Source organism: Streptomyces olivaceus (assembly GCF_000721235.1).
Lineage (GTDB): Bacteria > Actinomycetota > Actinomycetes > Streptomycetales > Streptomycetaceae > Streptomyces > Streptomyces olivaceus.
The window spans coordinates 68,751-86,665 of record NZ_JOFH01000011.1; the positions used below are offsets into that span (position 1 = coordinate 68,751).

At 70.5% G+C, this 17,915-nt stretch carries 20 protein-coding genes and 2 pseudogenes; 12 read left to right on the forward strand and 10 right to left on the reverse strand.

Annotation, left to right across the window (positions count from 1 at the left end; genetic code table 11):
• Positions 1-37: 37 nt before the first annotated feature.
• Positions 38-580, forward strand: coding sequence for a DUF6082 family protein (locus IG94_RS0113925; protein ID WP_031035300.1), 543 nt, complete (start codon positions 38-40; stop codon positions 578-580).
• Between the two features lie 191 nt (positions 581-771).
• Positions 772-1,008, forward strand: coding sequence for a hypothetical protein (locus tag IG94_RS0113930; protein ID WP_031035302.1), 237 nt, complete (start codon positions 772-774; stop codon positions 1,006-1,008).
• A gap of 230 nt (positions 1,009-1,238) precedes the next feature.
• Here the strand turns inward: IG94_RS0113930 and IG94_RS0113935 are convergent, their stop codons facing one another.
• From IG94_RS0113935 to IG94_RS0113950, 4 genes are all read right to left on the reverse strand, one after another.
• Positions 1,239-1,523 carry a Rossmann-fold NAD(P)-binding domain-containing protein gene (locus IG94_RS0113935; protein WP_031035304.1) on the reverse strand — a complete coding sequence of 95 codons (285 nt, stop codon included), beginning with the start codon at positions 1,521-1,523 and terminating at the stop codon, positions 1,239-1,241.
• Between the two features lie 24 nt (positions 1,524-1,547).
• The gene (locus tag IG94_RS0113940; RefSeq protein WP_031035307.1) at positions 1,548-2,171 is read right to left on the reverse strand and encodes an NADPH-dependent F420 reductase; all 624 of its coding nucleotides are present in this window, start codon (positions 2,169-2,171) and stop codon (positions 1,548-1,550) included.
• 46 nt (positions 2,172-2,217) lie between these two features.
• Positions 2,218-2,946: an SDR family oxidoreductase gene (locus tag IG94_RS0113945; protein ID WP_031035309.1), complete on the reverse strand. Its 729-nt coding sequence runs from the start codon at positions 2,944-2,946 to the stop codon at positions 2,218-2,220.
• Positions 2,947-3,163: 217 nt separating this feature from the next.
• Positions 3,164-3,658 (reverse strand): GNAT family N-acetyltransferase, encoded by a 495-nt coding sequence (locus tag IG94_RS0113950; protein WP_031035311.1) that lies wholly within the window; start codon positions 3,656-3,658, stop codon positions 3,164-3,166.
• A gap of 97 nt (positions 3,659-3,755) precedes the next feature.
• Here IG94_RS0113950 and IG94_RS0113955 point away from each other — a divergent pair, with 97 nt between their 5' ends.
• The 3 genes from IG94_RS0113955 (at position 3,756) to IG94_RS0113965 (ending at position 6,904) form a co-directional block, all read left to right on the forward strand.
• Positions 3,756-4,658 carry a LysR family transcriptional regulator gene (locus tag IG94_RS0113955; RefSeq protein ID WP_031035313.1) on the forward strand — a complete coding sequence of 301 codons (903 nt, stop codon included), beginning with the start codon at positions 3,756-3,758 and terminating at the stop codon, positions 4,656-4,658.
• A gap of 160 nt (positions 4,659-4,818) precedes the next feature.
• Positions 4,819-5,406: a TetR/AcrR family transcriptional regulator gene (locus tag IG94_RS0113960; protein WP_031035316.1), complete on the forward strand. Its 588-nt coding sequence runs from the start codon at positions 4,819-4,821 to the stop codon at positions 5,404-5,406.
• A 91-nt stretch (positions 5,407-5,497) separates the two neighbouring features.
• Complete coding sequence (locus IG94_RS0113965; RefSeq protein WP_031035318.1) at positions 5,498-6,904, forward strand: amidase; 1,407 nt, start codon at positions 5,498-5,500, stop codon at positions 6,902-6,904.
• Between the two features lie 88 nt (positions 6,905-6,992).
• Here the strand turns inward: IG94_RS0113965 and IG94_RS0113970 are convergent, their stop codons facing one another.
• Positions 6,993-7,586 (reverse strand): TetR/AcrR family transcriptional regulator, encoded by a 594-nt coding sequence (locus tag IG94_RS0113970; protein WP_031035319.1) that lies wholly within the window; start codon positions 7,584-7,586, stop codon positions 6,993-6,995.
• Between the two features lie 117 nt (positions 7,587-7,703).
• Between IG94_RS0113970 and IG94_RS0113975 the strand changes: the two genes are divergently transcribed.
• Positions 7,704-8,714, forward strand: a complete 1,011-nt coding sequence (locus IG94_RS0113975) for an NADP-dependent oxidoreductase (RefSeq protein WP_031035322.1) — start codon at positions 7,704-7,706, stop codon at positions 8,712-8,714.
• A gap of 74 nt (positions 8,715-8,788) precedes the next feature.
• Here IG94_RS0113975 and IG94_RS0113980 read toward each other — a convergent pair.
• Positions 8,789-9,040, reverse strand: a pseudogene (locus IG94_RS0113980) (monooxygenase family protein); the annotation flags it as partial.
• A 71-nt stretch (positions 9,041-9,111) separates the two neighbouring features.
• On the opposite strand from IG94_RS0113980, the pseudogene IG94_RS43470 reads away from it, so the two are divergent.
• A pseudogene (locus IG94_RS43470) lies at positions 9,112-9,213 on the forward strand (MerR family transcriptional regulator); the annotation flags it as partial.
• Between the two features lie 99 nt (positions 9,214-9,312).
• On the opposite strand, the gene IG94_RS0113985 reads toward IG94_RS43470, so the two are convergent.
• From IG94_RS0113985 to IG94_RS0113995, 3 genes are all read right to left on the reverse strand, one after another.
• Positions 9,313-9,816, reverse strand: coding sequence for an SRPBCC domain-containing protein (locus IG94_RS0113985; protein WP_031035327.1), 504 nt, complete (start codon positions 9,814-9,816; stop codon positions 9,313-9,315).
• A 76-nt stretch (positions 9,817-9,892) separates the two neighbouring features.
• A complete protein-coding gene (locus IG94_RS0113990; RefSeq protein ID WP_031035329.1) occupies positions 9,893-10,387 on the reverse strand; it encodes an SRPBCC domain-containing protein in 495 nt (164 codons plus the stop codon).
• Between the two features lie 46 nt (positions 10,388-10,433).
• Positions 10,434-11,366 (reverse strand): NAD-dependent epimerase/dehydratase family protein, encoded by a 933-nt coding sequence (locus IG94_RS0113995; RefSeq protein ID WP_031035331.1) that lies wholly within the window; start codon positions 11,364-11,366, stop codon positions 10,434-10,436.
• A 132-nt stretch (positions 11,367-11,498) separates the two neighbouring features.
• On the opposite strand from IG94_RS0113995, the gene IG94_RS0114000 reads away from it, so the two are divergent.
• Positions 11,499-12,476: a LysR family transcriptional regulator gene (locus IG94_RS0114000; RefSeq protein ID WP_052410682.1), complete on the forward strand. Its 978-nt coding sequence runs from the start codon at positions 11,499-11,501 to the stop codon at positions 12,474-12,476.
• Between the two features lie 12 nt (positions 12,477-12,488).
• Here the strand turns inward: IG94_RS0114000 and IG94_RS0114005 are convergent, their stop codons facing one another.
• The gene (locus tag IG94_RS0114005) at positions 12,489-13,070 is read right to left on the reverse strand and encodes an NAD(P)H-dependent oxidoreductase (RefSeq protein WP_031035335.1); all 582 of its coding nucleotides are present in this window, start codon (positions 13,068-13,070) and stop codon (positions 12,489-12,491) included.
• Positions 13,071-13,263: 193 nt separating this feature from the next.
• Here IG94_RS0114005 and IG94_RS0114010 point away from each other — a divergent pair, with 193 nt between their 5' ends.
• The 4 genes from IG94_RS0114010 to IG94_RS0114025 all read left to right on the forward strand — a co-directional run bounded on the left by IG94_RS0114010 (position 13,264) and on the right by IG94_RS0114025 (position 17,890).
• Positions 13,264-13,842 carry a TetR/AcrR family transcriptional regulator gene (locus IG94_RS0114010; protein ID WP_031035338.1) on the forward strand — a complete coding sequence of 193 codons (579 nt, stop codon included), beginning with the start codon at positions 13,264-13,266 and terminating at the stop codon, positions 13,840-13,842.
• A 470-nt stretch (positions 13,843-14,312) separates the two neighbouring features.
• Complete coding sequence (locus IG94_RS0114015) at positions 14,313-15,257, forward strand: ferredoxin family protein (RefSeq protein ID WP_031035343.1); 945 nt, start codon at positions 14,313-14,315, stop codon at positions 15,255-15,257.
• Between the two features lie 231 nt (positions 15,258-15,488).
• Complete coding sequence (locus IG94_RS0114020) at positions 15,489-17,213, forward strand: ATP-binding protein (protein ID WP_052410683.1); 1,725 nt, start codon at positions 15,489-15,491, stop codon at positions 17,211-17,213.
• Positions 17,210-17,890, forward strand: a complete 681-nt coding sequence (locus IG94_RS0114025) for a response regulator (protein ID WP_031035347.1) — start codon at positions 17,210-17,212, stop codon at positions 17,888-17,890. The genes IG94_RS0114020 and IG94_RS0114025 overlap by 4 nt, the downstream gene beginning before the upstream one ends.
• The last annotated feature ends 25 nt before the right edge of the window (positions 17,891-17,915 follow it).

Consider the following 17,915-nt stretch of genomic DNA (forward strand, 5'->3'; position numbering starts at 1 on the left):
GACGACCGGTGGGCGGTCGCCCGAAACGGGGGTTGACATGGTCACACGCAAGAAGATCACGGGGAGGTTCGGCTCCGCGGCGGCCGGCATGCTGGCCGCCACGGCCGGGGTCTCGCTGGCCGCGCGGCGGCGGCTGGCGGCGGCCCGGGCGCGGCAGTTGGAGCTGGACGAGACGGCCCTGCGGCGCACGTCGCTGGCGCATCAGCAGCGCATGCACTGGGAGCTGCTGACCAGGGCGCTCGACGATCCGTCGCTGGCCGAGGTGATGGATCCGTACGACAAGGGCATCCCGGCCGAGAGGCGCCGTCAGTTCATCTACGCCAACGCCTGGTACGTGTACCTGTACCACGTGCACCAGGCGGGACTCGTGAGCCGGGACGAGCTGTACGCGGCCCTGCGGGAGTACTTCCAGAGCCCGATCTTCCGTGAGTACTGGGAAGCGTCGCGGCACATGCGGGCCTCGCTCGACGCGGACTCCGCCGAGGCGCGGATGGGACGCATGGTCGACGGCCTCGTGGAGGACATCGACGCGGCCGACACGGACGAGTGGTGGGTCGTCGGCACGCCTCCGAGCGACTGATCCACCGGCGCGTTCGCGCGTGGCCGACCGGCGACAGGGGCCGGCCGGCGGCGGCACGCGACACGACGGCGGGCATTTCGGCCTGCGACGCACCGCGACGCCGTGAACACCAGTACCGTGTGCGATCTGACACTCTGTCACTTCGTCACTCTGTCCAGAGTCATTCTGGCCGAAGCCAAGGATCGGTCCCTTTGAAGATTGTGCGCCGCATCGGTGTGCCTCCGAGCGCCCGGGGCAGTACCTCGACCTCCACCTGCCCCGACGTGTTCGAACTGAGCGACGGCAATTTCGCCGTCATCGGCACCGAGGCCACCGAGGCACTGGAGCGTGAACTGCCCGCCGACGCCGCCCGCGCCGACTACGAACGCATCGTCGTCGTGAGCCGGGAAACCCTCGTCCGGGCGAAGGAGGACATCCCCGACGCCTGACGTCACCCGTGTCTCCGGCCGCGCCCACCGCCGTCCGTGCCGGACACCACCACCCGGCGAGCAACCCGGCACCCCGTCCCTGCTCGACGCTCCCCGAACAGGCCTGGCGCCCGAACGGCACCAGGCCGCTCGTATTCCTCGGGCCACCACCGAACCGCCCCGAGCGAGAGGACGGGCGGCGCGCCCGGCACATCGCCGTGCAGGACGGCCCGGGGCCTGCGCTTCCAACCTCAGGAACGCAGGGCGACCGCGAGTTCCTCGGCCAGGGTCGCGGGCGGTCGGCCGATCAGGCGGCGCAAGTCGCCGGAGTCGGTGTACATCTCGCCGCGGTTCATGCCGCGGTCGGCGTCGGCGAGGACCTCCGCCAGCTCCGCGGGCAGACCCGCGGCGGACAGCACCTGGGCCAGGTCGGCCACCGGGAGGTCGGCGTAGGCAACCTGCTTCCCGGCCGCAGCAGAGATCGCGGCGGCGAGGTCAGTCAAGGTGAAGGATTCGTCGCCGCCGAGCTCGTACACGGCGCCGATGTGGCCTTCGGGCGCTCAGTCGGTGACGGTGACGCCGAGGGAGAAGTCGTAGTTCCCCACGCCATGGCGTCCCAGGCCCATCATCAGTACTCCGGCCCCCTCCAGCCACTGCGCCATCTGCAGGTCGCCGGTGTCCAACGGGCGTAGGCCGAGGCTCTGGATGAACGCCGCCGTGTTCACCTTGGCCTGCGCGTCGTCACCGGCGATGAACACGTCCAACGGGCCTCCCTTGGCCAGGACATGACCGAAGACGGTGTTGAACGCCTTGACGACGTGGGCGCCGGCCGGAGCGGCCTTGGCGACTTCCTGCGCGACGGAGGTGCCGTCGGAGGTGACAACCCCCGTGGCACTGGCGTTGAAGGGGTTCGTGATGTCGACGAGGACCTTGCCGGCCAGCGCGTCCCCGTACCGGCTGACGACCGGAACGGCGCTGCCGTGGGGCACGGCGAGGACGACGATGTCCCCGGCCGGGGCCGCGCCCGGTGTTCCCGCCGTGGCGCCGTGGCCGAGGGCGCCGGCCACGTCCGCGGCCCTGGCCGCGTCACGGCCGATGACCTCGACGGTGTTGCCGCCGTCGAGCGCGCGGGCGGCGAGGACGCGGGCCATCTGGCCCAGGCCGATGATGCTGATACTGCTCATGGTGAGTGCTCCTTTTGGTGATGCTGTCCTGTGCTCGCGTCGCCCGTCAGGACCAGCGCGCTCCACCGTCGACGTGGAGGGTCTCGCCGTTGATGTACGGGTTGACCAACAACGCCCGGGCGGCGGCCGAGACATCGGACGGGTCCCCGACCCGGCGCGCCGGCGCGGAGGCTGCGACCTGTCGGAACAACTCCTGCTTGTCGGCCGCGACGACGTCCCAGTTGCTGGTGTCGATCACACCGGGCGAGAGGGCGTTGACACGCGTGGGCGCCAATTCGACCGCGAGAGCGGAAGCGAGGGTGCTCACACTGCCGTTGGTGGCCGCCATAGCGGCGAGTCCCGGCGATGGCCGCCACGCGGCCAGGCCCGAGAAGAACAGCAGCGACCCTTCCTCGGCGATCAACCGCGCGAAGTGCTTCGCCAGCAGGATCGGGCCCACGACCTTGGCGTCGAAGGCCGCGTGCAGCGCGCCGCGCTCAAGGGAGGCGACCGGCCCGTTGGCGCGCTCCGTAGCGACACTGACGAGATGATCCAGCCCCCCGGCGGCCCGGACCTGATCGGCGGCGGCCCGGATCGACTCCTCGTCCGAAAGGTCGAGCGAAAGGGGCCGGACGGCGTCCCCGAGTGCCTTCGTCGCGGAGGCGGTCTTCTCGATGTTCCGGCCCGCGAGCGTGACCCGCGCGCCTTCCCGGAGGAGATCGGTCACCAGGGCGGCAGCGATGTCAGAGCCGCTCCCCACGATCAGAACGCGTTTGTCCCTCAATGAATACGGCATCGGATGCTCCAGGCATGTTCCGCGGGACAGGCGTTACGCCCGTCCTCGTCGAACACTCCAACCGCCAGGGAGGTAATGCCCTTCCCGTCCGCCCATCGATAGAAGTACGCGTTGCGATAGATCCTTCTCATACCTGGACGGCGAGCGGCAGGCCGACCTCGGGAGCGGCGTGACGGAAGCCTTCATCGCACGCCATTTCCACTAGCGGGCGGGGAATTCACATCAGTTCCATGAGGACGTCGGCGCGGGCGTAGTAGTCGGACACGGGGAGACGGTCGCGAGTGATCCCGACAAACCCCGCGTTCTCGTAGAGGCGGATGGCGGGGGCCAGCTTGGTGTTCGTACCGAGGAACAGCCGTGTCCCACCGAGTGCCTTGGCGCGGTCGACCGCTGCGGCCACGAGCAGCCGGCCGATGCCGCGTCCCTGCGCGGCGGGAGCCACGGCCATCTTCGCCAGTTCGAACACGTCATCCGGATAGGCCAGCAGCGCGACGCAGCCGACCGCAGCCCCACGGCCCGGCTCTCGGGCCACGAGCACGTCGCCGCCCGATGCCACGATGCGGCCGAACGGATCACCGAGCACCGCTCGGTCCTCGCCCTCCAGGGTGAAGAGGCGCGAGATCCACTCCTCGTTCAGCACGTAGAACGCGTCAGCGTCACTTTGCGAGGCGATCGAGGAGATCTCGACGGGGCCAGAGGCGTCGTACGACATGGGGCAAACTCCCTTTCGGTATTGCTCCCCACAGCCTCCGGCCGTACTCACCCATATGTCCAATACGCACCCGGGTGGCCATCAATAAGCTGCCCCTATGGATCGACGTATCGAGCTCCGCCATCTCCGGTACTTCCTGGCGCTGGCCGAGGAACTGCACTTCGGCCGCGCCTCCGGTCGGCTGCATATCGCCCAGCCCGCCCTGTCCCAGCAGATCAGACAGCTTGAGACGATCGTCGGCGTCGAGTTGTTCCGCCGGACTTCCCGGAGCGTCCGCCTCACAGAAGCGGGGGCGGCGTTCCAGCCACGGGCGCGGAGTCTGCTGGACACTCTGGCGGCCGACCTCGACGAGGCCGGGCGCGTCGGCCGTGGCGAGGCCGGCCGCCTGGATGTCGCCTTCATCACCTCCGCCACCACCATCGTCGGCGAGTACCTCGGTGAATTCTCCCGCCGCCGCCCCGAGGTCCAGGTCAAGCTGCACGACGGCTTCACCACCGACGTCCTGGCGGCCCTGGAGCGAGGCACAGCCGACGTCGGAATCGTCCGGGACGCCGAGAGGCGGGACGACATCGACCTTTCCCTCCTGGCGTCGGAACGGTTCGTCGCCGTCGTTCCCGCAGACCACCCCGCCGCCGGGGGCGAGCGGGTGGCAGCGCGAGCGCTGGCCGCCGACCCTCTGATCCTCTTCCCGCGGTCAGCGGGTCCCGAGGCCTTCGAGACGAACACCCGGCCGTTGCGGAATGCCGGCATCGACGTTCAGGTCGCGCAGGAATGCTCGAACTGGCACACCATCGTCACGTTCGTCGCGGCCGGCCTCGGTGTCAGCATCGCTCCCTACAGCGTCACCACACTGCTTCCGCCGGGCGCCCGAAGGCTCGAACTCGACGAACCTCCAACAGTGAGCCAGATCCTCATGGCCACCCGCCGCGGAGACGACCGCCCTCTCGTACGGGCCTTCATCGCGGCATCCGCCTCGCCCCCGTCGAGGCGACCGGACTGAACCCGGTCGGGTCGCTCCTGCGCGCCGGTGAGTCCCCCTGCTCGACCGACCGCCGCTCGCCCTCGGCCGGGACATCAGCGGCGCGGTAGCGGAACGGTCACAGTGCGGACGCCCGGCCTTGCTGTAGACGACCGGTCTAATCAACTACTAGGGTCCAAGCATGTCTGCCACCAAGACGGAGACGCGCCAAGCCCTCCTGGAGGCCGCACAGCGGATCGTGGCCGCGAAGGGCTACGCCGCGGTCGGCATCAACGAGATCCTCACCGCAGCCGGCGTCCCCAAGGGGTCGTTCTACCACTACTTCGCCTCCAAGGACGCCTTCGGCGAGGCGATGATGAAGAGCTACTTCGACGGCTACCTCACGTCCATGGACGCCATCGTCGCCGACACGGGCAGGAGTTCGGCAGAGCACCTGATGAGCTACTGGCAGAGGTTCTACGACACGCAGGCTGCGGACGACTGCCAAGGCGGGTGCCTGGTCGTCAAGCTCGGCGCGGAGGTCGCCGACCTCTCCGAGGTGATGAGGCTGGCGACGAAAGCCGGGACCACCGGGATCGTCGACCGCCTGGAGCGGATGATCGCCGACGGCGTCGCCGACGGGTCCGTGTCCGTCGACGAAAGCCCTCGCACGACGGCCGAGGCGCTCTACGACCTATGGCTCGGAGCGAGCATGATGACGAAGATTCACCGCAGTGCACACCATCTCGACCGCGCCATGACCGTCACCCGTCAGGTCCTTCTCCCCTGACAAGCCTCACCGCATGTCCTGCCGGCCCCGACACACCGGTCCAGGCGGCGGATTCACCGACTAGTAGACCGGTCTAAAACAGGAGGCCACTGTGACCACCGACCTCATCCACTCCGACGCGAGCGAACTCGCTGAACGGATCCGCGACAGGGAGGTGTCGTCCGTCGAGGTGGTACAGGCGCACCTCGATCGCATCGAGGCCACGAATCCCAGCGTCAATGCCGTCGTCACGCTCGCCGACGGAGCCTTGGAGGCCGCCGAAGCCGCCGACGCGGCAGTGGCGGCCGGCGTCGAGATCGGGCCGTTGCTCGGCGTCCCGTTCACGGCCAAGGACTCGTTCGACACGGCCGGAGTACTGACCCAGCGCGGTTCCCCGATCTTCGAGGGCCGCATCCCGGACACGGACGCCACCAGCGTGGCCCGCCTCAAGCGTGCCGGCGCGATCCTCCTCGCGAAGACCAACCTGCCGGAGTTCTCGTACTCGACCGAGTCCGACAACCTCCTGACCGGCAGGACGAACAACCCCTGGAACCTCGACCGCACGCCCGGCGGTTCCAGCGGCGGCGAATCAGCGGCGATCGCGGCCGGCATGTCGCCTCTCGGACTCGGCAGCGACCTGGCGATCTCGGTGCGCGGGCCGGCCGCTCACACCGGCATCGTCGCCCTCAAGGCAACCCACGGGCGCATCCCGATGACCGGGGTCTGGCCACGAGCACCCCGCCGCAACTGGCACGTCGGCCCGATGGCCCGCACCATCCGCGACCTCGCACTGGCCTACTCGCTGCTGTCCGGGCCGGACGGCGCCGACGGCTTCGCCACTGCTCCGCCCGGATTCGACGCAGGCCTGGGCGCGTCGCCGGACCGCCCCGTCCGCGTCGGATGGCTGACCGACTCCGGACTCGGCCCTATCGACTCGGAGGTCGCGGCCACCGTGCAGAAGGCCGCCGAAGCTCTGAGGAGTGCCGGGGCCGTGGTCGATGCGGTGGGCATCCCGGCACTGGAACGGGACAACCCGCTCGACCTCTTCTACCGACAGCACGTCATGGAGATCAAGCCGGCCTTCCAGGACGTCACCGCCGGCCGTGAAGACCAGATGGCCAAGGTCTCGAAGTACGTGCTCGCACGCCCCGACACGCCCCTCCGCGACTACGTCCTGGCCGAACAGGGCGTCGAACGCCTCCGGGACGCGTTCGCCGCGTACTTCCAGCAGTACGACGCCCTCCTGCTCCCGGTACTGCCCATCCCCGCGCACGAGCACGGGCTCTCCCGGTTCACCATCAACGGCCGGACGGTGAAGGCTGCCCACATCCAGACAGCGACCATTCCGTTCAACCTGACCGGACTCCCCGCACTGTCCATGCGATTCGGCACCAGCAGCGACGGCATGCCGATCGGCGTGCAGCTGGCAGCGAGCTGGCACTCCGAGTCGACGATCCTGCACCTCGCCTCGCTGCTGGAGTCCCTCAGCCCGGTCCGTGGCCTGTACCCCGCGCTCTGACAGGCGCGGAGGGCCGCACTGGTGCACCCGGGGCGGCCGCGCCGTACCGAGGGCGCTGCCCAGTCAGCCGGTCCGTGCGCGCGACCGGTCAGCCACGGCCCCCAGAACGGCGGCCCGCCTCGACGTGGCCGCTCTCTTCACGGGTCAGAATCGCGCTCGTGATCAGGTCGAAGAGGTGGCCGGCGCGTGGGGCGAGTGAGGGCTGGTCGCCGAGCCAGGCCAGCGCCGCCACCAGCGCGAACAGACCGGCTCCGTCGATGTCGGTCCGCGCCGCGCCCGCGCTCTGGGCGCGCGCGAGGAGCCGCGCGCCGGCTGCGCGCAGACTGACGCACGAGGCGTGGAGGGCGGATTCGGTGTCGTTGATGGCGGCCGCCATCAACACGGTCACGCCCCGGTACTCGGTTGTCCACGCGACGCAGTCGCGCAGCCACAAGACCAGAGCGTCCCCGGGTTCGCTCGCCCTCTCCAGCGCGTCCGCCTCTGCCGTCAGCTCGTCGAAACTCGCGCGGAGCAGTGCGTCAAGCAGCGCCTCGCGCGTCGGGAAGTGCCGCAGCAGCGTGGCGAGCCCGACGTCTGCCCTGCGCGCGATGTCGCGCAGGGACACGTCGACACCCTGCTCGGTGATGGCCGTGCCCGCTACTGCGAGCAACTGTTCGCGGTTCTTCCTGGCGTCGGCCCGCATCTGCCTCTCGCACTCTTGACTTTCCGGATCAGTGGTCCATATATTCGCACCAGCGATCCACTTATATGGATCGCCGATCCGAATAAGAGTACCCCGCTGTCCGGACAGGTGAAAAGCATGCCGACACAGACGATGCGAGCAATCCGGCTCCACGAGCACGGCGGCCCTGAGGTGCTGCGCTACGACGAGGTGCCGATTCCCGAGCCGGCGCCGGGCGAGGTGCTCGTCCGCGTGCACGCCGTCGGCGTCAACCCTCCGGACTGGTACCTGCGCGACGGGCTGACCACGATGCCCGGGGAGCCGGAAGCGACGGTCAGCCTGCCAACGGTTCCGGGGACAGACGTGTCCGGCGTCGTCGAGGCCGTCGCCGCGGACGTACACGGCCTCGCCCCGGGCGACGAGGTCTTCGGCCTCCTGCGCTTCCCCAGCTTCAGCGGCAGCGCATACGCCGAATACGTCGCCGCTCCTGCGTCGGACCTCGCCATCAAGCCGGCCGGCATCGACCACGTGCACGCAGCCGGGGCACCCATGGCCGGCCTCACCGCGTGGCAGTTCCTGATCGACGTCGGCCACGACCTCCCCTCGCCCTTCCAGAAGGCACGGCACCGCCCGACGACGCTCGACGACGGCACGACGGTACTCGTCAACGGCGCCGCGGGCGGCGTGGGCCACTTCGCGGTGCAGCTCGCGAAATGGAAGGGCGCACGAGTCATCGCGGTGGCGTCCGGCACGCACGAATCGTTCCTGAGGGATCTCGGCGCCGACCGGTTCATCGACTACACCAGAAGCCGTCCCGAGGAGCTCGTCCACGACGTCGACCTCGTGCTCGACACCGTCGGCGGCCCCCGCAGCGACCGCTTTTTGCACACACTCAAGCGCGGCGGCGCCCACTTTCCCGTATTCCCCGGGAACTTCGACGAAGAAGAAACCACGAAACTGGACGTCACGGTCTCCAGCGCCCAGGTCCGATCGAACGGCGCGCAACTCGCCGAACTGGGACGCCTGCTCGACACGGGAACGGTCCGCGTCTCGATCGACAGCACGTTCACACTTGCCGATGCCCGAGCCGCACACGAACGCGCCGCTCGGGGGCACATCCGCGGCAAGATCATACTCACGGTCGCCTGAAGCCGGGCAGCGCCACCCACCGGGCACCAGACGGCCGTTGCCGCCTGGAACCCCTTCCTGGCCGGAGGGCACTCCTACCGCCTCCGACCGGCCCCGCTCTCCAGCCGCTGCGCGGCCCGCTCCCCGCGCCGGCTCACAGGCTCGACGCCCCACGCCTCACCCAGACCGGCCGGCGGGATGTCGATGTAGATCGACTCGTACGAACCGGCCGGGACGACGTACGTCTCGTGCCAGATACCCACGGCACCCTCGCTGCCCCGCACTCGGCGGTTGAACGCCGCCCAGGCGGGCCGGTGTTGCCCGCCCTGGTCCGAGGCATAATGGAGACCGCTCGCCGCTCGGTGGAGGGGCTGCTGGAGCACCTCGGCTGGTCCGCCGAGCCGGGCCTGAGCATGCTGAGCAGATCGAGGCGGCCGTCGCCCTCACGGTGCTGTACGAACCGGTGCTCCTGAGCTTGAGGCGCATGGCTCACGCGGAGGAATCGGCCCGGCGGTTCTGAAGCGGGCACCGCGGAGGACCCCCCTTGCGCCGCCGCCAATGACCGCGGTGCAAGGGGGTTGGGGGGCCGACTCTCCCGGCGTTCCCGCGTTCGTGGAGGTCAGGCTGCCGGCTTGGCCACTGCGGCCTCTGCCGCGCGGGCGAGGCGCTCGACCCAGTCCTGGTGGTAGCTGTAGAGCGCACCGGGATACTTGTGTCCGAGCTCCTCGACGAAGAACGGTCCCTGCTGTGTCTCCTCGGTCAGTACGTGACAGCCGTAGTCCGTGGGCGTGATGACCCAGCCGTGGTACGCGCTCGACCCCGTTTCGTCGCCGTCGACTGTCGTCTCCCACGCGAGCCTGGTGAACGGTTCGAACTCGGTCACGTGGAGGCTCATGGGAAATCCGACCGTCACCCGGCTGAACCTGGTTCCCCGAGCCAACTCCGTGTCACCGGACAGAATCTTGACGCGGTCCTCGGGAGGGAAGTAACTCGACCAGTTCTCGGCGTCGACAAGCAGCTCCCACACCACCTCGGGCGGCGCCTTCACGTCGATGTCATTGAGCGCGTAGAGAGCCGACGACTTCGGGTCGTACTGCTCCGGCCACACAACCTTGTCATACATGGGCCATTTTCCCCTTTGAATGTCTACTGCCAGTCTTTCTGCATGTTCACTGCGAGTCCTTCGGGCACCTCACCGGTCAACCGGCCTGGTTCTCACGCTCGGTCGCCACCTTGGCGAGCGCCGCGAGGAGGTTCTCGTGCGTGCGCCAGAAGACTTCGGGGTCCTGCTTCGCCAGTTCGATCCAGAGCGGTCCCTGCATCGTCTCCTCGGTCCAGAGATGGCTCCCGTTCGGCGTGGGCGTGATGATCCAGGCGTGGTACGCCCTGGACTCTTCGGACGCCTTGGGAAAGCCACCCCATGCGATACGCGTCTCGGGATGGAATTCCTGTACGGACGCGAAGACGTCCTGGCCGGCCAGGTTGGTCTCGAACCGGGTTCCGAGACGCAGTGCGTCATGGCCGTCGAGCAACTGGACATGTCCGACGCCCGGGTAGAAGGAGGGCCAGGTGCGTGGGTCGACGAGCAGGGACCATATCGTTGCCGAAGAGGCCTCGACCTCGAGTTCGTTGGTGAAGTGAATGGGTGAGCGGCTCGGAGTCATGGCCTCCGGCCAATTGATCGCCTCAAACAAAGGAATCTCCAAATATCGGGGGGACGGTCTTGGGGTGGTTGACGTTTCAGGTGCGGTCGGCGACCACCGAGTTCCTGACCGCGTCCAGGCCGGCGGCGTGCTCGACGACGGGCTCGTATCCGAGCTCGAGCACGGCTTTGTCCGTGTGCAGGGTGCATTCCTGTCCGAGGAACCATCGAGCGGGAACGGGGACCTCGCCGGCGGCGGTCTCGGCGTCCATGTCGGGGATCGCGGCATCGGCGCCGTAGATCTCGAACTGGGTCTCCAGGAAGTCGCGGAGGGTGACGCGGTGCCGGTCGGTGACGAAGTAGGCCTGCCCCGGCCGGCCGCGCTGCCATCCGAGTACGAGTCCCTCGACGGCGTTCTCGACGAACGTGACGTCGGTGGTGTGCCGGCCTCCGTCGATCCAGGCGAACTGTCCCGCCTTCGCGGCCGCGGCCAGGCCCTCCACGAGGAAGCTGCCGGGCCCCCAGACGAACCGCGGGCGGATCGACACCGTGGCGAAGCCCGGGGCGTTCGCGTCGAGCACGATCTTCTCGGCCACGGCCTTGGTGGCGCTGTAGGCGGCTTCCGAGTCGGGCCGCAGCGGCGCGGTCTCGTCGATGTCCACGAGCGGGGCCCCTGCGAGCAGGGCGGCCTCGCTCCCGCAGTGGACGAAACGGGGAACCCCTGCATGGCGGGCCGCTTCGACGGCCGCCCGGGTGCCGCGAACCGTCACCAGTTCATGGCGTGCACGGTCGGCGGTGACGTCCGTCTCGGCGGCGAGGTGGAACACCACGTCGCGGCCCGTCAGTTCGTCCCGCCACGTGAGCGGGTCGGTCAGCTCGCCCCGCACGGGCTCCGCTCCCAGCGCCTTGATCTTCGCGGCCGACGCCTCACTCCGCACCAGGACGCCTACCGAGTGCCCCGCGCCGAGGAGCCGGCGTACCAGTACCTGGCCGATGAACCCGGAACCGCCGGTGACGAACACACGTGCCATGACCTCTCCCTCGCTCTGCATGAGCCCCTCGCCGGTCCTGGCGAGAAGGTCTCGTGGGAGAGAGCAACCAGGGGCGCGGATGGCTTCCCTCGATCACAGTCATGCTTCGAAGGCTTGCGATAAAATCCATGGATGGCTTCACTGCGGGCACTGGAGTGCCTTGTCGCCGTCGCGGACTCCGGGTCGATCACGCAGGCCGCGCTGCTGCTGCATTCGTCGCAGCCCGCCGTCTCCCATCAGCTCGCTTCGCTGGAACGCGAGACCCGAACGGTCTTGCTCCGCCGCGAGCCCCGGGGGGTCAAACTCACTGCTGCGGGCCGCGCCGCCGTGGCGGACGCCAGACGAGCGATCGAAGCGGCCGCTTCCGCGGTCAGGTCGGCACGCGCAGCGGGGCAAGCGGCCGGCGGTGTCCTGCGGCTGGCCTGCGCGCAGAGCCTCACGGTGCCGCTGCTCGCCGCGGTCGTTCGCCAGTGGCACCGCCGTCACCCCGAGGTCGCGATCACGCTGCGCGAGTCGACGGCGATGGACGAGGCACTCGGGTACGTCGACTCCGACGAAGTCGACGTGGCGGTGCTGACCGCTCCCTCGGCCGGCCGTTTCACGGTCACCGCGCTCGCGCAGGAGGAGATCGTGCTGGCGGCACCCTCCGGACATCCGCTGGCCGAGCGGCCGGCCGTACGCCTGGAGGACCTCGAAGGCGCGCCGCTCGTTCACTTCGCGCCGGACAACGGCCTCAGCGCCTGGCTCGACCAGTCCTTCGCCCGTGTGGGAGTCCACCCGGAGACGGTGATGAGGACGTCGGTGACTGCGACGGCACCGCAGCTCGCGGCCGCCGGACTGGGCGTCGCCGTGTGTCCCGTCAGCGCGGTCAGCCACGGCTTTCCAGGAGCGGTGCGCTCATTCTCCCCGCGGTGGGTCAGGGAACTGGTGGCGGTGACGTCCACGGAGCCGGACCCGCTCGTCGCACGTTTCATCGGCGATCTGCGCAAGCACGGCCTGAGCGTGCCTCGCGACGTGCGGAACCAGCTCGCACCGGGCGGCCCGCCGGACGAGACACCACCACCCCCCGCCGAGGGGGCCCACTCCGGAACGGGCCAGGAGCGGACCTGAGACACGCCAGGCTCAGTCGGCCCGTTGAGCGGAGCCGAGAAGCTCGCGGTACCGCTTGGCGTGCACGGCGAGGTTCTTGTCGGAGACGGTGCGGGCGCCGTGCAGGACCAGCGGCTCGGCGAGACGCATGCCGGTCAGGCGGGCGGTGGCGTCGAGGGGCGCCAGCAGCTGGGTCATCGTGAAATGGGAGGTGGGATCGACGGTGGCGTACGACTCTGCCGGCCCGCCGGTGGAGGTGACCAGCTGGAGGGTCTTGCCGCGCAGTGCGGAGCCACTACTGCCATAGGCGAAGCCGTGCGTGAGGACCTGGTCCATCCATGCCTTGAGCACTGCGGGGACCGAGTACCAGTACCAGGGGAACTGCAGCACGACCCGGTCGTGATCGCGCAGCAGTCGCTGCTCACGGGCGACGTCGAAGCGGCCGTCGCGGCAGGCGGGACCGAGCTCGTGCACGGTGACGTGTGCGAGGCCGCTCACGGCCTCGGCCAGGCGGGCGGTGATGCGGGAGGAGGCCAGGTCGGGGTGGGCGACCACGACGAGGGTGCGCGAGGGGTGCGGGGCTGAGCTCGCGGAGAGAGGGCTGGGGCGGCGCATCAGGGTTGGTCCTTGGCTTGGTCGGACGGCTGTTGTGACGGATCGTTCCCTCCCTGAGTTTGTGACGGAACGCTCCGTCCGTCAAACTGGTGCAGTGTTCGACGCGGGGTAGGCGGGTCCGCCGCACACCGCACCGCATCGCACCGCACCGTGTCGGTTCGACGAGACGTACGACAGGCAGAAGGAGCGCGTCATGGCCCGCAAAACGGCGGAGGAGAACCGGCGCCACGTCCTGGCCGTGGCGAGCCGCCTGTACTACCAGCACGGCATCCGCGCCGTGGGAATGGACCGGGTGGTCAAGGAGAGTGGCGTCGGCAACGCCACCGTCTACCGGCAGTTCCCCAGCAAGGACGCTCTTGCCAGCGCTTACACGCAGGAGCGCGCCGACGCCTGGTTCGCGCGCATGCGCCAGGCCGCCGACCGGGCCGACGACCCGCGCGAGAAACTGCTCGCGATCTTTACGGCCGTCATCGAGGAGACCAGGCTGCCCTCCTTCCGCGGCTGCCCCATGCTCAACACCCACACCGAGTACCCCGACCCGCAGCACTCCGCGAACCGTGTGGCGGTCACCCACGAGCAGCGGGTCCGCCAGTGGATGCGTGACTTGGCAGCCGACGCCGGTGCCGCCGATCCCGAGCAGCTCGCCGACGAGCTGGTCCTCGTCCTCAACGGCGTCTACGTCACCGCCACAACCCTCGGCCCCCACGGACCCGCCCAGCGCACCGGCGAGCTCGCCCGGCGGCTCATCTGGAGCGCCTGCGACGGCAGTTGACTGCCTCAGCAGCGACTGCGATCAGGCGCCCGGAGCAGTCCAGTCCGTCGACGAGATCCGTGCCGTTGGACTGCTCGTCGAAGACGAGTCCGTCGGTGTGGGGCTTGAGGGAGCCGACCATGGTGGGAGTCGCCTGAGCGCGCGAGGGGGCGAGCACGCGAGGGGGCGAGCGCCTCAGCCACCGACCTCGCGTTGCCGTGTCCGTCGGCCGTGTCCAGTCGGCGGCGCGCCGGGCTCAGGTGTCGGCCACGGCCACTCACCGCACCCCACCGCACGCCGACGCCTTCCGGCCGAACGCCGACGCCGACCGGGTGCTCGCCGTGCCCATCGTGCCCATCGTGCCCACTGTGTCCTCGGGCCTGCGGCCGAGTGGGCTCTGTGCGGGCCCGAGGCCGCCGTGCCCCCTGTCGGAGCAGCGCTCGGGCGCGGCCGGAACTCAGCGCCCGGCAAGTCAGGTTAGGCTCACCTCTGTGAGTACGTGCTCAACCGTCTCCCGGGACCTCGACGAGCCCGTCTCGGGCACCGCGCCCGTGGCGAGGACCTGGTTGCTGCTGGAGCAGCCCGGTCCCTGGGGTGCCAAGGCGCTCACTTCGAGCCACCTGGAACCCGCGCTGGGGCGTGCCCTGGAAGCGGCGGCGAAGGGGACGGGCGTGCGCGTCGCGCTCATCCGGCGGCCTGGACGCCACGCGGACCGCGACGCGCTCGCCGAGCGCCGGGTGTACGCGGGCCACACCGTGCCCGGGAACGTGTGGGTGCACGGCGCCACGGTCACGGACCCCGGCCGGCTGCTCGACCTCGATCTCGCGGCCCTGGGCCGGGGCGACCACCGCGTCTTCGACGCGACCCTCGACGGCGGCCCCCATCGAGGTGATCCGCTCGCCTTCGTCTGCACCAACGGCAAGCGCGACCGGTGCTGCGCCCTGCTGGGCCGGCCCCTGGCGGCCGAACTCGCCGCCTCCGGCGCCCAGGGCGTCTGGGAGGTCACCCATCTGGGCGGCCACCGTTTCTCGCCGACGCTGCTCGTACTCCCCCACGGATACGTCTACGGCCGGGTCGACGCCCCCGCCGTCAAGGAGATCCTCAACGAGGCCCGGGAGGGGCGGACGGTCGTCGAGGGCTGCCGTGGGAACTCTGCGTGGGAGCGTCCCGGCCAGGCGGCCGAGCTGGCCGTGCGCTCGGTCCTGGGCGAGGAGGCGGCGCAGGCGCTGCGCGTCGTACGGACGGACGGCGCCGCCCCGCACTGGGAGGTGACCCTGGCCCACTGCGACGGACGGCGCTGGCAGGTCACCGTGGTGCACGGCACGCCGGGCCCGCCGCGGCCGGAGAGCTGCGGGGCTTCGGTGCTCGGGGCGCCGGCCCGGATGGAGGTCACGGCGGTACGCGAACTGTCGGTGGCGGCGGCACTGGCGAGCTGACGTCCGGGCTGTCCGGCAACCCGGCTGTCTGGCTGTCTGGCTGTCTGGCTGTCTGGCTGTCTGGCTGTCTGGCAACCAGCCTGCTCGACGAGGGCCTGCCCGACCACCCCGCGCTCGTCGAGGGTGTGCCGTCGATGGCGTGCTCGTCGACGGCATCCGCTCGGCGCGGGCGGGAGATCCGCCTCACACCCCTCTGCGGAATGCCCCCGTCACCCACGTACCGTCATGGGTATGAGCTCCACTCCCCCCGTCCGCCGCAGGCGTCTGGGCCTGCCGCGGCGGGTGTTCTCGCAGGTGCTGCTGATGCAGCTGGCGATCGCCGCGGGAGTCGCGGTGCTCGCGACCGGACTGTTCCTCGCCCCGCTCGGCGACCAGCTGGACGACCAGGCGATGCGCCGGGCGCTGGCGATCGCGCAGACGACGGCGCAGCAGCCGCAGGTGGCGGATGACCTGCGCACCACCCGACCGGCGGCGGACGGCCCGGTGCAGACGGAGGCGGAGCGGATCCGCAGGGCCACGAAGGCGGAGTACGTCGTCGTGCTGGACCGGCAGGGCGTGCGCTGGTCGCACACCGACCCTCGGCGGATCGGTGAGGTCGTCTCGACCGACCCCGGCCAGGCGCTGGCCGGGCAGGAGATCATGGAGATCGACAACGGCACCCTGGGCCGCTCCGCCCGCGGCAAGGTGCCGTTGCGCGACGCAGACGGCGAGATCGTCGGGGCGGTCTCGGTGGGTATCGCCTACGACAGCGTCCGGGCACGGCTGGTCCACGCCATTCCCGGGCTGTTCGCGTACGCCGGCGGTGCGCTGGCCGTCGGCGCCCTGGCGGCCTGGCTCATCTCGCGCCGGGTGCAGCGGCAGACCCGTGACCTGGCCTTCTCGGACATCGCGGGGCTGCTCGCGGAGCGCGAGGCCATGCTGCACGGCATCCGGGAGGGGGTGGTCGCCCTGGACCGCGGCGGCAGGGTACGGCTGCTGAACGACGAGGCGCAGCGGCTGCTGGACATCGGCGGCGAGGCCGTCGGCCACTCCCCCGAGGGGGCACTCGGGACGGGACGCACGGCCGACGTGCTGGCCGGCCGCGTGACCGGCACCGACCTGCTGACCGTGCGCGGCCAGCGGGTCCTGGTCGCCAATCGGATGCCCACCGGCGACGGCGGTGCCGTGGTCACCCTGCGCGACCGTACCGAGCTGGAGCAGCTCGGCCGGGAGCTGGACTCGACGCGCGGCCTGATCGACGCCCTGCGCGCACAGGACCACGAGCACGCCAACCGCATGCACACGCTGCTGGGCCTGCTCGAACTGGAGATGTACGACGACGCCGTGGAGTTCGTCGGGGAGGTGGTCGGCGACCACCGGGTCACCGCGGAGCAGATCACCGAGCGGATCCAGGACCCGCTGCTGGCCGCCCTGCTGGTCGGCAAGGCGACCGTCGCGGCCGAGCGCGGAGTGGCTCTGGTGGTGTCCGACCGGACCCGGCTGCCGGACCGCCTGGTCGATCCCAGAGGGCTCGTCACCATCGTCGGGAACCTGGTCGACAACGCGCTGGACGCCGTGGCGGGCACGCCGCACGCGCGCGTGGAGGTCGAGTTGCGGGCGCAGGGGCGCGCCGCCACGCTCCGGGTGCGCGACACGGGGCCCGGGGTGGCGGTGGACCACCGCGAGCTGGTCTTCACGGAGGGCTGGTCCACCAAGGAGCCTCCGGCCCACCGTCAGCGGGGCATCGGGCTGCCGCTCGTACGCAGGCTGGCCGAGCGGCAGGGCGGCAGCGCGACCGTCGACGCGGCGCACGGCGGGGGCGCGGCGTTCGTCGTCGTCCTGCCGGAGGCGCTGACCGAACCCGACCTGGAACCCGCTCTGTCCGCCCCTGTCCTCCCCGGCTCCGCGCCCGGCCCTGCCGCCGCACCCGACCCCGCCGCCGCTTCCGAGAACGCCGCCGAGAAGGAGTCCCGATGATCGAGGTCCTGGTCGTGGACGACGACACGCGGGTCGCGCGGGTCAACGCCGCCTATGTCGAGAAGGTGCCGGGCTTCCACGTCGCCGGGCAGGCGCACAGCGCGCTGGAAGCGCTGCGGAGCGTGGAGCGGCTGCCCCGGGTGGACCTGATCCTGCTGGATCACTACCTGCCCGACCGGACCGGTCTCGAGGTCGTCCAGGAGATGAGGCGACGCGGACTGCAGGCCGACGTGATCATGGTGACGGCCGCACGGGACGTGTCCACGGTCCAGGCCGCGATGCGCCAGGGTGCCCTGCAGTACCTGGTGAAGCCGTTCGCCTTCGCGGGGCTGCGCGCCAAGCTGGAGGCGTACGCGGGGCTGCGGCGGACGCTCGACGGCGGCGGTGAGGCCGAGCAGGCGGAGGTCGACCAGATCTTCGGCGCCCTGTCGACGCCCTCGGAGCCCGGGCTGCCCAAAGGGCACTCCCCCACCACGGCCGAACTCGTGCGCCAGTGCCTGCTGAAGGCGGACGGCCCGCTCTCCGCCCAGGAGATCGCCGAACGGACCGGAGTGAGCCGCCAGACCGCGCAGCGCTACCTGAAGCTCCTGGAGCGCACCGGACGGGCCAGACTGACTCTCAAGTACGGTGACGCGGGCCGACCGGAGCACCGCTACGAGTGGGCGACCCGCTCCTGACGCCGGTCCGGACGTCGCGCGCCGC

What these genes read in the sequence shown, in the direction of transcription:
- IG94_RS0113955 (WP_031035313.1), top strand. Translation starts at nt 3,756, where the DNA reads ATGGATCGACGTATCGAGCTCCGCCATCTCCGGTACTTCCTGGCGCTG.
- IG94_RS0114005 (WP_031035335.1), bottom strand. Translation starts at nt 13,070, where the DNA reads ATGCGCCGCCCCAGCCCTCTCTCCGCGAGCTCAGCCCCGCACCCCTCG.
- IG94_RS0113945 (WP_031035309.1), bottom strand. Translation starts at nt 2,946, where the DNA reads ATGCCGTATTCATTGAGGGACAAACGCGTTCTGATCGTGGGGAGCGGC.
- IG94_RS0113960 (WP_031035316.1), top strand. Translation starts at nt 4,819, where the DNA reads ATGTCTGCCACCAAGACGGAGACGCGCCAAGCCCTCCTGGAGGCCGCA.
- IG94_RS0114020 (WP_052410683.1), top strand. Translation starts at nt 15,489, where the DNA reads ATGAGCTCCACTCCCCCCGTCCGCCGCAGGCGTCTGGGCCTGCCGCGG.
- IG94_RS0113950 (WP_031035311.1), bottom strand. Translation starts at nt 3,658, where the DNA reads ATGTCGTACGACGCCTCTGGCCCCGTCGAGATCTCCTCGATCGCCTCG.
- IG94_RS0114010 (WP_031035338.1), top strand. Translation starts at nt 13,264, where the DNA reads ATGGCCCGCAAAACGGCGGAGGAGAACCGGCGCCACGTCCTGGCCGTG.
- IG94_RS0113995 (WP_031035331.1), bottom strand. Translation starts at nt 11,366, where the DNA reads ATGGCACGTGTGTTCGTCACCGGCGGTTCCGGGTTCATCGGCCAGGTA.
- IG94_RS0113970 (WP_031035319.1), bottom strand. Translation starts at nt 7,586, where the DNA reads ATGCGGGCCGACGCCAGGAAGAACCGCGAACAGTTGCTCGCAGTAGCG.
- IG94_RS0113975 (WP_031035322.1), top strand. Translation starts at nt 7,704, where the DNA reads ATGCCGACACAGACGATGCGAGCAATCCGGCTCCACGAGCACGGCGGC.
- IG94_RS0114000 (WP_052410682.1), top strand. Translation starts at nt 11,499, where the DNA reads ATGGCTTCACTGCGGGCACTGGAGTGCCTTGTCGCCGTCGCGGACTCC.
- IG94_RS0113940 (WP_031035307.1), bottom strand. Translation starts at nt 2,171, where the DNA reads ATGAGCAGTATCAGCATCATCGGCCTGGGCCAGATGGCCCGCGTCCTC.
- IG94_RS0113925 (WP_031035300.1), top strand. Translation starts at nt 38, where the DNA reads ATGGTCACACGCAAGAAGATCACGGGGAGGTTCGGCTCCGCGGCGGCC.
- IG94_RS0114025 (WP_031035347.1), top strand. Translation starts at nt 17,210, where the DNA reads ATGATCGAGGTCCTGGTCGTGGACGACGACACGCGGGTCGCGCGGGTC.
- IG94_RS0113985 (WP_031035327.1), bottom strand. Translation starts at nt 9,816, where the DNA reads ATGTATGACAAGGTTGTGTGGCCGGAGCAGTACGACCCGAAGTCGTCG.